At 58.3% G+C, this 13,780-nt stretch carries 14 protein-coding genes; 9 read left to right on the forward strand and 5 right to left on the reverse strand.

Going from position 1 to position 13,780, the window contains the following annotated elements; all coding sequences use genetic code 11:
• Positions 1 to 123: 123 nt before the first annotated feature.
• On the reverse strand, positions 124 to 990 hold the full coding sequence (ku, locus tag ACZZ0G_RS26525; protein ID WP_463558175.1) for a non-homologous end joining protein Ku: 867 nt from the start codon (positions 988 to 990) through the stop codon (positions 124 to 126).
• A gap of 189 nt (positions 991 to 1,179) precedes the next feature.
• Here ku and ACZZ0G_RS26530 point away from each other — a divergent pair, with 189 nt between their 5' ends.
• Positions 1,180 to 1,500, forward strand: a complete 321-nt coding sequence (locus ACZZ0G_RS26530) for a hypothetical protein (RefSeq protein ID WP_463558176.1) — start codon at positions 1,180 to 1,182, stop codon at positions 1,498 to 1,500.
• Between the two features lie 52 nt (positions 1,501 to 1,552).
• Complete coding sequence (locus ACZZ0G_RS26535; RefSeq protein ID WP_463558177.1) at positions 1,553 to 2,698, forward strand: PQQ-dependent sugar dehydrogenase; 1,146 nt, start codon at positions 1,553 to 1,555, stop codon at positions 2,696 to 2,698.
• A gap of 64 nt (positions 2,699 to 2,762) precedes the next feature.
• Here ACZZ0G_RS26535 and ACZZ0G_RS26540 read toward each other — a convergent pair whose 3' ends face one another.
• Complete coding sequence (locus ACZZ0G_RS26540) at positions 2,763 to 3,872, reverse strand: peptidase C39 family protein (protein ID WP_463558178.1); 1,110 nt, start codon at positions 3,870 to 3,872, stop codon at positions 2,763 to 2,765.
• A gap of 92 nt (positions 3,873 to 3,964) precedes the next feature.
• Here ACZZ0G_RS26540 and ACZZ0G_RS26545 point away from each other — a divergent pair, with 92 nt between their 5' ends.
• The 4 genes from ACZZ0G_RS26545 to nudC all read left to right on the forward strand — a co-directional run bounded on the left by ACZZ0G_RS26545 (position 3,965) and on the right by nudC (position 8,324).
• Positions 3,965 to 5,539: a RimK family protein gene (locus tag ACZZ0G_RS26545; RefSeq protein ID WP_463558179.1), complete on the forward strand. Its 1,575-nt coding sequence runs from the start codon at positions 3,965 to 3,967 to the stop codon at positions 5,537 to 5,539.
• Positions 5,540 to 5,546: 7 nt separating this feature from the next.
• Entirely contained in the window at positions 5,547 to 6,470 is a 924-nt protein-coding gene (locus tag ACZZ0G_RS26550) for a magnesium transporter CorA family protein (protein ID WP_463558180.1), read from the forward strand.
• A 204-nt stretch (positions 6,471 to 6,674) separates the two neighbouring features.
• Positions 6,675 to 7,487, forward strand: a complete 813-nt coding sequence (locus ACZZ0G_RS26555) for a crotonase/enoyl-CoA hydratase family protein (RefSeq protein ID WP_463558181.1) — start codon at positions 6,675 to 6,677, stop codon at positions 7,485 to 7,487.
• 6 nt (positions 7,488 to 7,493) lie between these two features.
• On the forward strand, positions 7,494 to 8,324 hold the full coding sequence (nudC, locus tag ACZZ0G_RS26560; RefSeq protein ID WP_463558182.1) for an NAD(+) diphosphatase: 831 nt from the start codon (positions 7,494 to 7,496) through the stop codon (positions 8,322 to 8,324).
• Here the strand turns inward: nudC and ACZZ0G_RS26565 are convergent.
• A complete protein-coding gene (locus ACZZ0G_RS26565) occupies positions 8,292 to 9,071 on the reverse strand; it encodes a TSUP family transporter (RefSeq protein ID WP_463558183.1) in 780 nt (259 codons plus the stop codon). The two genes, nudC and ACZZ0G_RS26565, sit on opposite strands and share 33 nt — an antisense overlap.
• 360 nt (positions 9,072 to 9,431) lie before the next feature.
• Here ACZZ0G_RS26565 and sfnG point away from each other — a divergent pair, with 360 nt between their 5' ends.
• Together sfnG and ACZZ0G_RS26575 are read left to right on the forward strand one after the other, a co-directional pair.
• Entirely contained in the window at positions 9,432 to 10,514 is a 1,083-nt protein-coding gene (sfnG, locus tag ACZZ0G_RS26570) for a dimethylsulfone monooxygenase SfnG (protein WP_463558184.1), read from the forward strand.
• A 202-nt stretch (positions 10,515 to 10,716) separates the two neighbouring features.
• Entirely contained in the window at positions 10,717 to 10,914 is a 198-nt protein-coding gene (locus tag ACZZ0G_RS26575) for a hypothetical protein (protein WP_463558185.1), read from the forward strand.
• A gap of 141 nt (positions 10,915 to 11,055) precedes the next feature.
• On the opposite strand, the gene ACZZ0G_RS26580 is transcribed toward ACZZ0G_RS26575, so the two are convergent.
• A complete protein-coding gene (locus tag ACZZ0G_RS26580; protein WP_123449987.1) occupies positions 11,056 to 11,535 on the reverse strand; it encodes a nuclear transport factor 2 family protein in 480 nt (159 codons plus the stop codon).
• Positions 11,536 to 11,590: 55 nt separating this feature from the next.
• Positions 11,591 to 12,154, reverse strand: a complete 564-nt coding sequence (locus ACZZ0G_RS26585) for a TetR/AcrR family transcriptional regulator (protein ID WP_463558186.1) — start codon at positions 12,152 to 12,154, stop codon at positions 11,591 to 11,593.
• A 216-nt stretch (positions 12,155 to 12,370) separates the two neighbouring features.
• Between ACZZ0G_RS26585 and pssA the strand changes: the two genes are divergently transcribed.
• On the forward strand, positions 12,371 to 13,714 hold the full coding sequence (gene pssA, locus ACZZ0G_RS26590) for a CDP-diacylglycerol--serine O-phosphatidyltransferase (RefSeq protein WP_463558187.1): 1,344 nt from the start codon (positions 12,371 to 12,373) through the stop codon (positions 13,712 to 13,714).
• Positions 13,715 to 13,780 lie beyond the last annotated feature (66 nt).

The raw sequence follows: 13,780 nt of genomic DNA on the forward strand, positions 1-13,780 counted from the left end.
GCTCCCACAATTCAATTGGGTGAATGCGGATTTCGCACTCGACTCAGAACGGTGTGGGAGCGAGCCTGCTAGCGATGACTCTCTCAAATACAACCTGTCAGTTGCCTGACGATCTCTGGATTGTCATTCTCCGGAGGCCTTTTTTGTCCTCTTGGTTGGCGCAGCCTTGCTGGCGGCCTTCGCTTTTGGCTTCGCCGGCGCTTTGCCACCCAGACTGCGTTTAAGCAGCTCGGTCAGGTCGATCACATCGGCTGTTTTGCGCTCTTCCTCGCCGCCCACCGACTCAACATCCTCGATCTTGCCTTCATGGGCCTTTTTCTCGACCAGGGCCATGATCTTGTCTTCAAACTCATCCTTGTAGTCTTCTGGCTTCCAGTCCGCGCTCATGTCCTGCACCAGCCGCTTGGCCATGTCCAGCTCACCCTTGGCCAACTGCGGCTTGGTCACTTCGCTGCCCAGTTCCAGCGCATCGAGGCTGCGAACTTCCTGCGGCCAACGCAATTTCACCAGCACCAGCGCAGATTCCAGCGGCATCAGCGCGGCGAGGTACTGCCGCGTATGCAGCACCACGCGGGCGAGGGCGACTTTATTGGTTTTGCTCAGGGTTTCGCGCAGCAACGCGTAGACCTTGCCGCCGCGTTTGTCTGGCGCCAGATAGTACGGCGTGTCGATGTTTTGCAGGGGAATCTGTTCGGCGTCGACAAAGGAGAATATGTCGATGGTCTGCGTTGAAACAGGGTGCGCCGAGCGGATTTCCTCTTCGCTGAGCACCACGTATCGGCCTTTTTCATAAGCCACGCCTTTGACGATATGCTCCTTGGTGACCTCCTTGCCGGTGACCTTGTTGACCCGTTTATAACCCACCGGATCCATGCTGCGGCTGTCGAGCCAATCGAAATCGACGCCCTGCGACGAGGTCGCCGAGACCAATGCGACAGGGATGTGCACCAGTCCGAAACTGATTGCGCCTTTCCAGATTGCCCGAGCCATGGTGAGTTCTCCGAGTGATGATCGGATGACCTGCAGCCCTGGCGGAAAGTTTCCCCGGGATGAGCGGGTTTGCCGTGACTTGGTCAAGCCGTGTTACATGTTGTTTAAGGCTGACGGGTTAACAAATCCGAACCCTCGGCGTAGCGTGGACTCGAAGGCTCTATTCCCGCCCCACCGAGAGGCAGCGTCATGAACCGAATTCTGCTTGGCATCGTCGTCCTGACCCTCAGTGGCGGTCTGGTGCATGCCGACGTCTTGCTGGCGCAAAGCCCGACCGGCAACAGCAACAACCCCTACAACAGCCCGATCCGCCGGGCCAACCCCAACAGCATGCAGGGCACCCAGCCCAGCGCTCCGCCCATTCGCGGGCCGAACACGGTACCGATGCCGCGTCAGCCCACCGTCGAAAACCGGGGCATTGGCAACGGCCAGCCGATCCGTTCGGTGCCGAGTACACCGCCCACGTTCATCCCCAATCCACCTTCGCGCAGCGGAGACAACAATCGTTGAACAGCAGAACTGAAGTTCTGCCGGCCCCACAAACGAACAAAAGGAATCGTGCATGTTGCGTAAAACCCTTCTAGCCACACTGTGTGCCGGTGCGCTGATCAGCGCTCCGGCATTTGCCGCCGCCCCCAAAGAGCTGCAAAGCGAGCAGGGCACCCTCGAAGTCACGACCATCAGCGCAGGCCTTGAGCATCCGTGGGCGCTGGCATTTCTGCCGGACCGCCAAGGCATGCTGGTGACCGAACGGCCGGGCAATCTGCGCGTGGTGGCGGCCGATGGCAAACTGTCGGCGCCGATCTCCGGTGTGCCGCAGGTCTGGGCCAAGGGGCAAGGCGGGTTGCTGGATGTCGCGCTGTCGCCGGATTTCAAACAGGATCGTCTGGTCTATCTGTCCTATGCCGAAGGTGGCGGTGCCGGCGACAAGGCCGGGACTGCCGTCGGGCGCGGACGGCTTTCGGATGACTTGAAGACGCTGAAGGACTTCAAAGTGATCTTCCGCCAGGAGCCCAAACTTTCGGTTGGCAACCATTTCGGCTCGCGACTGGTGTTCGACCGCGACGGCTATCTGTTCATTACCCTGGGTGAAAACAACGACCGACCTACCGCGCAGGATCTCGACAAGCTGCAAGGCAAGGTCGTACGCATCTATCCGGACGGCAAGGTGCCGGATGACAATCCCTTTGTCGGCCAGTCCGGCGTACGCCCCGAGATATGGGCCTACGGGCTGCGCAACCCGCAAGGCGCGGCACTCAACCCATGGACCGGCACCCTGTGGGAGAACGAGCACGGCCCGCGCGGTGGCGACGAAGTGAACATCATCGAACGCGGCAAGAATTACGGTTGGCCGCTGGCAACCCACGGTATCAATTATTCGATGCAGCCGATCCCGGAAGCCCAGGGTAAAACCGCCGAAGGCACTGTCGCGCCGCACCATGTGTGGGAGAAGTCGCCGGGCGTTACCGGTATGGCGTTTTACGATGGTGATCGCTTTAAACCGTGGCAACACAATGCGTTTATCGGCGCGCTGGTGACTCAGGAACTGATTCGCTTGCAGTTCGATGGTGACAAGGTGGTGCACGAGGAGCGTTTGCTCGGTGAACTCAAGCAGCGGATTCGCGATGTGCGACAAGGGCCGGATGGATATTTGTATGTGCTGACGGATGAGGAAAAAGGCTCTTTGTACAAAATCGGCCTGAAATAGAGTTTGTCGGGTACAGACAAATCCTGCGGCGAGGGAGCAAGCGCCCTCGCCGCAACGGTCGCTGTTACCTGGCGGACTCATCCCGGGAATACAGCACCACCGCCGCGCGCAGCTTTTCCCGGCCAAACCGGCACATTTTCTCGAACTCGCCATGACTCACCGGCACATGCTGGCAATCCATGGGCTGTCGATGCTGGCTGTGGTCGACATCCGGGTCATGGAGGTAAACGAAATCCTCGTCGCAATCGGTCACGACTACCCAGTGCGGCGACTTGGAGCGGGTCAGTCGATAGCTGCTGATCAACACCAGCGGCTGCCCACCGGCATCGAGTAAACGCGGCAGATCCAGCGGCGCACCGATCACACACTCGACATCGGTCTCCTGCAATTGCGCCGAGAACTCATCATGAACCAAACGCATAACGTCTTTTTTATGCGCATCACGCACACCATCGAGAAACAATGGCCCGGTCAGACTCAGTTGCAAGCCCACCCTGTAACCCCGGCGCCACGCCGCCAACGCCAATCCCTGCGGGCTGCAACCGCCATGGCCGGAGGTCATGAACACCGTGGTCGCCTCACGCCATATCTGCAATTCTTCGCGCCGCTCCAGTGATCGCTCCGATTGCAGTGCGCCCATGGCCATCAACAGACACGCCGGGCCACAGGTGAAATCGGTGGTTTGTTGGTAGTAGGGCACTTTGATGTTGCGCGAGTCGCGGTGCTGGAGGATGCGTTTTTCCAGGCGCAGCGCGTCGGCGTGGTCTTCGTAGTAATCGTGGATCAGCGCAAAACGCCGGTAGCCACTACGTTCGTACAGCGCGATGGCCGCAGGGTTGTCGATGCGCACCTCCAGGCGCAGGTACGCGCAGTCGTGCTCCAGCGCCAACACTTCTATGCGTTGCAGCAGTTGTTTGCTCAGGCCCGTACCGCGCGCCTCGACCGCTAGCGCAATCGAATACAGCCGCGCAAGCGAAGTGCCGCGATGAAACAACACCAGTGCGTAGCCCAGCAGTCGACCTTCGCATTCGGCCACCAGCAACTGCCCGTGAGCGCGGGTGATCATCCATTGAAAGCTGCGACTGGTGAGCCGGTCCGTGGTGAAACATTGCATTTCCAGTGCCAGCAATGCCGGCAAGTCTTCAACTACCGCCAAACGAAAAACAGCCTTCATATGACCACCGTAAAAGTTGCGTAACGAAACGAGACTTTCGAAAAACTTCGTGCTTAATAGAAAAGGTCTTGTTCTCCAACGGATCAATCTCTATGTCAGCGGTACAGGGTCATTGGCGCGAAGTATCCGAGCAAAGTTTGCCGGCGGCAACTTATTTAAGTTCGGCGATCAAAACATCCAGCCAGGTTGTAATCATTGTCGAGCGCAAGGAAGACTGGGCTTCATACTTCCCCAGTGAAGACATCGTGACGGCTCAGGAGTACCTCGAGCACAGCTGCGACAGCGAGCCGGGCAAACGCGTGCAGGTGATCAATCTGTGCCGCAGCTACAAGTACCTGGGCCACGGGTACTACTGCTCGCTGCTTGCCGAGGCACGGGGGCACAAGGTGATTCCGTCGGTGCGCACCATCAGCGAGCTGACGAAAAAATCACTGTACGGCCTGGCACTGGATGATCTCGATAAAACCCTGGAGAAAGCCCTCAGTCATCATCTCTACAGTGATACCGAAGGTTTCACGCTGACTCTGTATTTTGGCCGGACACATATCGAGCCATTACAGGATCTGGCCCGGCAATTGTTTGAAGTATTTCCCTGTCCGATTCTGTTAGTTGAGTTTCGCCGAACTAACGGTTGGCACATTGAAGGGATAAAGTCGGGTGCCTTGCACAAGTTGCGCGATGATCAGGAAGATCAGTTTGCCAATGCACTCGACGGTTTCAACCGTAAAGTCTGGCGAGTGCCGCGCTCGCCACAAGTAGCGCGCTACGACCTGGCGATTCTGCATGATCCGCAGGAAGCCTTGCCGCCGTCCAACAGTAAGGCGCTGGCGAACTTTGTCCGGGTCGGCAAGGGCATGGGCATCGATGTCGAACTGATCGAACGCAAGGATTACGCACGCCTGGCCGAGTACGACGGTTTGCTGATCCGCGAAACCACCAGCGTCGACAATCACACTTACCGATTCGCCAAGAAGGCCGAGAGCGAAGGGCTGGTGGTGATGGATGACCCGACATCGATTCTGCGCTGCACCAACAAGGTTTATCTGACCGATCTGCTCAACAGCCATCAACTGGGTATGCCCGCCACCGAAATTCTCTACAAGGAACGACCCGAAGACTTCGAACGAGTCGGCGAACGCCTCGGTTTTCCGTTGGTGCTGAAGATTCCCGACGGCTGTTTCTCGCGGGGTGTGATCAAGGTCGAAAGCCAGCAGGCGTTGCTCGAAGCCACCGCCGAATTGTTTGAACACTCGGTGTTGCTGCTGGCTCAGGAGTTTTTCTACACCGAGTACGACTGGCGCATTGGCGTGCTCAACCGCAAGCCGATTTTTGCCTGTCAGTACTTCATGTCCAAGGGCCATTGGCAGATCTACAACCACAAGGCCAAAGGCCAGGACGTCAATGGCGAGTGCCGGACCATGGCGATCCACGAGGCGCCGCGTGCGGTGGTAGAACTGGCGGTTAAGACCGCCAACCTGATCGGCGACGGTCTCTATGGCGTCGATCTGAAGCAGGCCGGCGACAAAGTGGTGGTGATCGAAGTCAACGACAACCCCAACCTCGACGCCGGCATTGAAGACGCCTATTTGCACGACGATCTGTATTCACTGGTGCTGGAAGAATTCGTGCGCCGCCTGGAACTCAAGCGTCGTGGTCAGGCCTGGTGAAGCGCCGATGATCAACAGCTTTGCACTGAGCCACGGCGCCTTGCAGCGGGTCGAGCGATTGGACGCTGAGGTGATGCTGTTCAGCAACCCCGATGCCGCCGAGCGCGACTTGCTACACAGTCATTTCAAGGTCGATGAGCATGCACTGGCGTCAGCGCTGGACCCGGACGAGGTGTCGCGCATCGAGTTCCATCCCGACCATCTGTTCCTGATCTGGAAGCGCCCGGAAAACTATTCCGGCGGTGGCAGTCTGGCGTTCGAAGTGTCGTCCTGCGGGCTGTTGTTCGCGCCCGGGCAACTGCTGGTGATCGCCACCGACGAGACGCCGCTGCATGACCTCGGCACTCGCCAGCCGCTGAATACACCGCTGGATGTGCTGCTCGACCTGCTGTTCAACAACATCCATCACTACCTCGGGCATCTCAAGGTGATCAAATTGGTCGCCCGCGAACTGCAGCAAAAATTCAACGCCTCGATGCAGAATCAGCATCTGGTGCAGATGTTCAACCTCAGCGAAAGCCTGATCTATTACATCAACGCGCTGCACAGCAACGGCGCGGTGCTGACGCGCCTGCGCAATCACGCGGAAAAACAGCATTTCGGCAGCGAAGCGCTCGGCCTGATCGACGACCTGATCATCGAAAACAACCAGTGCTACAAGCAGGCGGAAATCTACTCCACAGTGTTTTCCGGGCTGATCGATGCGCGGGGCAATCTGATGAACAACAGCATGAACAACCTGCTGCGCAAGCTGACCTTGATCAACGTGGTGTTCCTGCCGTTGAATTTGATTGCGAGCATTGGCGGGATGTCGGAGTTCAGCATGATGACGGCGGGGACGCCGTGGTGGGTTTCCTATCCGGTGTTTCTGGCGGTGATGTTGCTGGGGGCGGGGGGTATGTTGTTTGGGCTTCGGCGTTTGGCTCGATGATTTCTGGTGATTGATCGGACGCTTTCGCGAGCAGGCTCGCTCCCACATTTTGAAATGCATTCCCCCTGTGGGAGCGAGCCTGCTCGCGAAGGGGCCGGCACAGGCGAAGCAAAACTCAGGACAGTCCCGCATTTGGCCGAACCGCCACCGTGATGCCTTGTTATAGTTCGGGCCTCATTTTCAGCCCGGTAAAGGATCACTGCCATGACTCAATACTCCGCCTTCAGCGTCGAACTGGCCGACAACATCGCCCATGTGCAGATCAATCGCCCGGAAAAGATCAACTCGATGAATGCGGCGTTCTGGAGCGAGATCGTCGAGGTCTTCCAGTGGATCGACGACACCGACGAAGTGCGTGTGGTGGTGCTCAGCGGCAACGGTAAACATTTTTCCTCCGGCATCGACCTGATGATGCTCGCCGGCGTCGCCAATGAATTGGGCAAGGACGTCGGCCGCAACGCGCGCCTGCTGCGCCGCAAGATCCTCACTCTGCAAGCCTCGTTCAACGCCGTCGACAATTGCCGCAAACCGGTACTCGCGGCCATTCAGGGTTATTGCTTGGGCGGCGCTATCGATCTGATCGCTGCTTGCGATATGCGCTACGCCGCCGAAGACGCGCAATTCTCGATCAAGGAAATCGATATCGGCATGGCCGCCGATGTTGGCACTTTGCAACGGTTGCCACGGATCATCGGTGACGGCATGCTGCGTGAGCTGGCTTACACCGGTCGTACCTTCGGCGCTGACGAGGCGCGCAACATCGGCTTGGTCAATCGCGTCTACAGCGACAAAGACGCGCTGCTCGAAGGCGTGTTCGACATTGCTCGCGAGATCGCTTCGAAATCGCCGATCGCGGTCACCGGCACCAAGGAAATGATCAGCTACATGCGCGACCATCGCATCGATGACGGCCTCGAATACGTTGCCACCTGGAACGCCGCCATGTTGCAATCCACCGACTTGCGCGTGGCCATGGCCGCCCATATGAGCAAACAGAAACCCGAATTTCTGGACTGAGAAACCATGACATCTCGCTGGACCACTGCAGTACTGGACACCGATCAACCCGGCGGCTGGGCCGTGGCGCGCAGCCCGGACGGTTTTCTGTTCGATGACAACGGCGCGTTGTTCCCGCGGGAATGGCTCAAGCGTCAGGACTTGTCGATCCTCGCCGAGCACGGCATTGGCCATCTCGATGGCGAGCCGGTGTACTTGCTGGAACTGCGCAGTGCCAGTGAGGTGCAGGGTTGCAACTGGAAAGGCCTGCGGGCGTTCATGCTCGATGGCGATCACACGATTTACAAAGTGCTCGGTTACGCCGCGCAGATTGGCACGTGGGCCCGCGAGCACCGTTTTTGCGGTAACTGCGGCCAGGCGATGACGCAAGTGCCGCGCGAGCGGGCGATGTATTGCCAGTCGTGCGACCTGCGCAGTTATCCGCGTATTTCGCCGAGCATGATCGTGCTGATCACTCGCGGTGACGAGATTCTGCTGGCGCGTTCACCACGCTTCGTCACCGGGGTTTACAGCACGCTGGCCGGGTTCGCCGAGCCGGGCGAGTCCGCTGAGGATTGCCTGATTCGTGAAGTGCGCGAAGAAGTGCAGATCGAGGTGCAGAACATTCAGTACATGGGCAGCCAGTGCTGGCCGTTTCCGCATTCGATGATGCTCGGCTTCCATGCCGAATATGCCGGTGGCGAGATTGTCTGTCAGGAAGACGAGATCGAAGATGCCCAGTGGTTCGACGTGCACGACCTGCCGCCACTGCCGGCGTCCAAGTCGATTGCCCGTTACCTGATCGACGTCTACGTGGCGCGGCGCTTAGGCCACGCTGAACCAGTGCTGCCAGGCTAGGCGCACGGTCAAACCCAGGACCACGGTGATGAACACCGGGCGAATGAACTTGGCGCCGCCGCTGATCGCGGTGCGCGCGCCAAAGAACGCGCCGACCATCACCGACAGGCCCATGCTCAGGCCGATGATCCAGTCCACTTGCCCCGAAAACACGAACACCGACAGCGCCGCAATGTTGCTGACGAAGTTCATGCTGCGCGCCACGCCGCTGGCCTTGACCAGGTCGATCGGGTAAAGCAGAAGACTGCTGACTGTCCAGAAGGCGCCGGTGCCGGGGCCGGCGACACCGTCGTAGAAACCGAGGCTGAAGCCTTGGGTCGACTGCCATTTCTTTTTGATCGGTGCATTGCTGTCCAGCGGCGCTTTCGGTGTGCCGCCGAACAACAGATACAGACCGCAGCCGAACACGATCACCGGGAGCATTTTGTTCAGCCATTCCGCCGGCAGGTAATGAGCAACGACAGCGCCGGTCAGTGCGCCGACCAGCGTGCCGACGATGGCGTGGGTCCATTGCCTTGGGTGGAACAGCTTGCGTTTGTAGAAGGTGAAACTGGCGGTGGCCGAGCCGAAGGTCGAGCTCAGTTTGTTGGTGCCGAGCACCAGATGTGGCGGCAGGCCTGCGGTGAGCAGGGCTGGCGTGGTCAACAGACCGCCACCGCCGGCGATGGCATCGATGAAACCGGCAATGAAAGCGACGAGGGCCAGGATGGCGAGGGTGGTGAGGTCAACGCTGAGTTCGAAAGGCATGGAATCGGCTTATTCGGCAGGGCGCAGAACGTGAGCTGCGGGGAGGGCGCTCATGTTACTCATTTCCAAGTGTTGCGGCGACCCGGTTGACGCCTTCGCGAGCAAGCTCGCTCCCACAGTTTTTTGGGGTGTTCACAAAATCAATATTCACTACAAATCCCCTGTGGGAGCGAGCTTGCTCGCGAGGGCGGCTTCCCAGCTAGTCCAAAACCTACTGTTGCCTACTCAACATCCAGCCAACAAATCTCACTTAAAAAGACATCTGAATAACAGGGAAGCCCAACAAAACCGGGCATTCCAGCCCTGGCACGCTTGCTGCTCTACCACTCCCATATCCGCAAATGTCCCGAGGACACGCCAATGAGTCAGCAAGCCGTTAAATTTGCCTACTGGGTGCCGAACGTCAGCGGTGGGCTGGTGGTCAGCAAGATCGAACAGCGCACCGATTGGGGCATCGACTACAACCGCAAACTGGCGCAAATCGCCGAGGCCGCCGGGTTCGAATATGCGTTGACGCAGATTCGCTTCACCGCCGGTTATGGCGCCGAGTTCCAGCATGAGTCAGTCGCGTTCAGTCACGCGTTGCTGGCGGCCACCAGCAAACTCAAGGTGATTGCAGCAATCCTGCCCGGGCCATGGCAACCAGCGCTGGCGGCCAAACAACTGGCGACGATCGATCAACTCACCAACGGCCGCATCGCGGTGAACATCGTCAGCGGCTGGTTCAAAGGCGAGTTCCAGGCCATCGGCGAGCATTGGCTGGAGCACGACGAGCGTTATCGTCGTTCCGAAGAGTTCATTCGCTCATTGCGAGGGGTGTGGAGTCAGGACAACTTCACCTTTCGCGGCGACTTCTATCGCTTCGACAATTACAGCCTGAAACCGAAACCACTGGGCCGTCCGGAGATTTTCCAGGGCGGCAGTTCCCGTGCAGCGCGGGACATGGCCGCGCGGGTTTCGGACTGGTATTTCACCAATGGCAACAGCGTCGAGGGGATCAAGGCGCAGGTCGACGATATTCGTGCCAAAGCAGGGGCGAATAATCATTCGGTGAAAGTTGGCGTAAACGCGTTTGTCATCGCCCGTGACACCGAAGAAGAGGCCAGAGCCGTACTGGCGCAGATCATCGATCAGGCCGATCCAGAGGCAGTGAATGCTTTTGGCGATGCGGCGAAGCAGGCGGGCAGGGCATCGCCGGAAGGTGAGGGCAACTGGGCGAAATCGACGTTCGAGGATCTGGTGCAGTACAACGATGGTTTCAAGACTAATTTGATTGGTACGCCGTTGCAGATTGCCGAGCGGATTGTGGCGTTGAAGGCGGTGGGGGTGGATTTGGTGCTGGCGGGGTTTCTGCACTTTCAGGAAGAGGTGGAATATTTCGGGCGGCGAGTGTTGCCCCTCGTTCGCGAACTGGAGACGGGGAAGACCTCCGCCGTCGCTTGAAACTTATGCGAACCTGTGGGAGCCAGCCTACCGGCAAAGCCGACTGAGCATTCAACACATTTGGATATCAAACTGCTGAAAGCTATTCCAAATCAAGCTCGATACCTGTCAAGTTTGACAGGTTATCCATTTTGAATCTGATGGCAGACTTCACTACGCCCGGTTATTCCGACTTGGTGGAGGTCACGCAGGAGCATGAGCAATGGAGTTTATCGTTGATTTGCACGGAACTTCTGAAACCAAAGAAGACGCTAATGCAAAGGCTGTGAGGTTGCTAAACAAACCGGGGTCGTTAGTGAAGATTTCAGACGTGGTGCTAAACCCGTCCAAGCATTCCGCAACTGTTACATACGAACTCGAGCCGGACCCTGATTATGTTCCACCAAAGAGGAGGTTTTGATTCTATCCTCTGGCGTGGCAGCTCAAGTGGCCGGACGGTTTTCGTGTTTAAAACGGTGAGGCAACAACTGTAGGCGCAGTGAAGGCTGCTCCTACAGTTGTCCTACGGTCGGCAGATTCAACAGGCTCACAGGTCCCGGTTTTACAGGCCGAGGTCAGACAGCCCCGGATGATCATCCGGGCGCCGGCCCAACGGCCAGTGGAACTTGCGTTCGCTTTCCTTGATCGGCATGTCGTTGATGCATGCATAGCGCTGGAACATCAGGCCTTGCTCGTCGAATTCCCAGTTTTCGTTGCCGTACGAGCGGAACCAGTTACCTGAGTCATCGTGCCATTCATAGGCGTAGCGCACGGCGATGCGGGTATCCGAGTAAGCCCACAGCTCCTTGATCAAACGGTAATCCAGCTCTTTCGCCCATTTGCGGGTCAGAAAGGCCTTGGCTTCTTCGCGGTTGTTGGCGAATTCGGCGCGGTTGCGCCACTGGGTGTCGAGGGTGTAAGCCAGCGATACCCGTTCCGGGTCGCGGGAGTTCCAGCCATCCTCGGCCAGTCTAACTTTCTCGATCGCCGATTCGCGGTTGAAGGGCGGCAATGGCGGACGTACCTGGGCTGCAGTAGACATGTTCAGTCTCCCGATCTAATTAATAATTGAACAACAAGTCCGGCTTATTAAGGCGTTACAGGTCCAATAACTTTCGCGCCATGCATTGCGCATTATCGGCGGCACTGTGATCACCCATCACAAGCGCTACGGTAATGGCACCGTCAATCAGGATCAGCAGCTGTTTGGCCAGCAGTTGCGGATCCTCGGCACCATGTTCGGTACACAGCTCGCACACGTAGTCGAGCAGCTTCTGTTTGTGTTCTTTGGCCACTAGCCGCACCGGGTCCTCAGGGTCGCCGGTTTCACCGCTGGTGTTGATGAACGCGCAGCCGCGAAAACCTTCCGAGGCAAACCAGCTCTTGAGCACGGTAAACAGGTTGAGCAGGCGATCGGCCGGGGTTTCGGCCTGATCGACAGCGCTTCTGTACCAGTGCATCCAGCGCACATCGCGGCGTTGCAGAGCGGCGACGGTCAGTGCGTCCTTGTCGGCAAAGTAACGGTAGATGCTTTTTCTCGAGACGCCCGCGGTTTTCACCAGAAGATCCATGCTGGTGGCAGCGATGCCACTTTTGTAGATCAACTTTTCGGTGACATCCAGAATGATGTCGCGTGTGTCGTTGCTAGTGATTTCGTTCATGTGGCGAACAGTAGAACGATTGTTCTCCTTGGTCAAGCGGGTATTTTTGTCAGCGGTGAAATCGTCTTCGCGAGCAGGCTCGCTCCCACAGGGGGATGCATTGTAAAGGTGGGAGCGAGCCCGCTCGCGAAGGGGCCATTACAGACACTGACAAGACCCGAAGGGTGTGATGGTGTAAGCTCTCGGGTTCTTCGGATTCGACCCATTGCGAGCCCTATGCCGTTGCTTTTCAAACGTTCCTTGCTGCCCAAACTGCGCAGCTTTGCACTGACCGCCGAGGCCGTGACCATTCTGTCCGGCGCCGCTGAATTCCGTCGTTGCCTGCTCGAGAAAATCGCTGCAGCGACCCAGCGTATCTACATCGTTGCGCTGTATCTGCAGCAAGACGAAGCCGGTCAGGAAATTCTCGATGCACTCCACGCCGCCAAGCTCAAGCGTCCCGAGCTGGAAATCGCCGTGGTCGTCGACTGGTTACGCGCCCAGCGCGGGCTGATCGGCGCCGGCAAGCAGCCGGGCAACTCGGCGTGGTACCAGGAAATGACCCGCACGCACCAGAGCGAAGTGCCGGTGTATGGCGTGCCGGTGCAGACCCGCGAGTTGTTCGGTGTGCTGCATTTGAAGGGCTTTGTGATCGACGATTGCGTGGTCTACAGCGGCGCGAGCCTGAACAACGTCTACCTGCACAAGTTCGACAAGTACCGATTCGACCGCTACCACGTGCTGCAAAGCCATGAGCTGGCCGACTCGATGCATCACCTGGTCAAGCACGGTCTGATCGAATCGAAAGCGGTGCACCGCCTCGATCTGCCGGACCTGCCGACCACGCGCAGCCTGCGCAACGACATCGGCGACCTGCGCAGCCGCCTGAAATACGCGACCTACGACACCGCCACGGGCAGCACTGCCCGAGATGGCCTGTCAGTTACGCCGTTGCTCGGCGTCGGCAAGAACAACCCGTTGAACCGTGCGATTCTCGAACTGATCGCCAGCGCGCAAAAGCAGCTGACCATCTGCACGCCGTATTTCAATCTTCCGCTCGGCGTGATCCGCGAGATCAACCGCGCGCTGGCCCGTGGCGTGAAGATCGATATCGTTGTTGGCGACAAGACCGCCAACGACTTCTATATCCCGCCGAGCGAGCCGTTCAAGGTGATCGCCGCGCTTCCGTATCTGTACGAGATTAGCCTGCGCCGCTTCGCCAAACGGCATCAGCGCAACATCGACAGCGGCCAGTTGAACCTGCACCTGTGGCGTGATGGTGACAACACCTATCACCTCAAGGGCATGTGGGTCGATCAGCGCTATACGCTGCTGACCGGCAACAACCTCAATCCACGGGCGTTCCGTCTGGATCTGGAAAATGCGTTGTTGATCGATGACCCGAAAGGGGAATGGCTGGAGCCGCGGGCGAAGGAACTGGAGGAGATTTTCCGCCATACGACGCGGATCGACAGCTTTCAGAGTCTGGAGACGTTGCCGGAGTACCCGGCCGGGGTGGCCAAGTTTCTCAAGCGGGTGAGTCGGGTGCGGATTGAGCGGTTGCTCTACCGGATTTTGTAAACCTTCAGATTATTTTGTGTGGCTGAAAATGCCTTCGCGAGCAAGCTCGCTCCCACAGGGAAATGC

The organism is Pseudomonas sp. AC169, from assembly GCF_979258515.1.

What these genes read in the sequence shown, in the direction of transcription:
- ACZZ0G_RS26535 (WP_463558177.1), top strand. Translation starts at nt 1,553, where the DNA reads ATGTTGCGTAAAACCCTTCTAGCCACACTGTGTGCCGGTGCGCTGATC.
- ACZZ0G_RS26530 (WP_463558176.1), top strand. Translation starts at nt 1,180, where the DNA reads ATGAACCGAATTCTGCTTGGCATCGTCGTCCTGACCCTCAGTGGCGGT.
- ACZZ0G_RS26580 (WP_123449987.1), bottom strand. Translation starts at nt 11,535, where the DNA reads ATGTCTACTGCAGCCCAGGTACGTCCGCCATTGCCGCCCTTCAACCGC.
- ACZZ0G_RS26540 (WP_463558178.1), bottom strand. Translation starts at nt 3,872, where the DNA reads ATGAAGGCTGTTTTTCGTTTGGCGGTAGTTGAAGACTTGCCGGCATTG.
- ku (WP_463558175.1), bottom strand. Translation starts at nt 990, where the DNA reads ATGGCTCGGGCAATCTGGAAAGGCGCAATCAGTTTCGGACTGGTGCAC.
- sfnG (WP_463558184.1), top strand. Translation starts at nt 9,432, where the DNA reads ATGAGTCAGCAAGCCGTTAAATTTGCCTACTGGGTGCCGAACGTCAGC.
- ACZZ0G_RS26550 (WP_463558180.1), top strand. Translation starts at nt 5,547, where the DNA reads ATGATCAACAGCTTTGCACTGAGCCACGGCGCCTTGCAGCGGGTCGAG.
- nudC (WP_463558182.1), top strand. Translation starts at nt 7,494, where the DNA reads ATGACATCTCGCTGGACCACTGCAGTACTGGACACCGATCAACCCGGC.
- ACZZ0G_RS26575 (WP_463558185.1), top strand. Translation starts at nt 10,717, where the DNA reads ATGGAGTTTATCGTTGATTTGCACGGAACTTCTGAAACCAAAGAAGAC.
- ACZZ0G_RS26585 (WP_463558186.1), bottom strand. Translation starts at nt 12,154, where the DNA reads ATGAACGAAATCACTAGCAACGACACACGCGACATCATTCTGGATGTC.
- ACZZ0G_RS26565 (WP_463558183.1), bottom strand. Translation starts at nt 9,071, where the DNA reads ATGCCTTTCGAACTCAGCGTTGACCTCACCACCCTCGCCATCCTGGCC.
- ACZZ0G_RS26555 (WP_463558181.1), top strand. Translation starts at nt 6,675, where the DNA reads ATGACTCAATACTCCGCCTTCAGCGTCGAACTGGCCGACAACATCGCC.
- ACZZ0G_RS26545 (WP_463558179.1), top strand. Translation starts at nt 3,965, where the DNA reads ATGTCAGCGGTACAGGGTCATTGGCGCGAAGTATCCGAGCAAAGTTTG.
- pssA (WP_463558187.1), top strand. Translation starts at nt 12,371, where the DNA reads ATGCCGTTGCTTTTCAAACGTTCCTTGCTGCCCAAACTGCGCAGCTTT.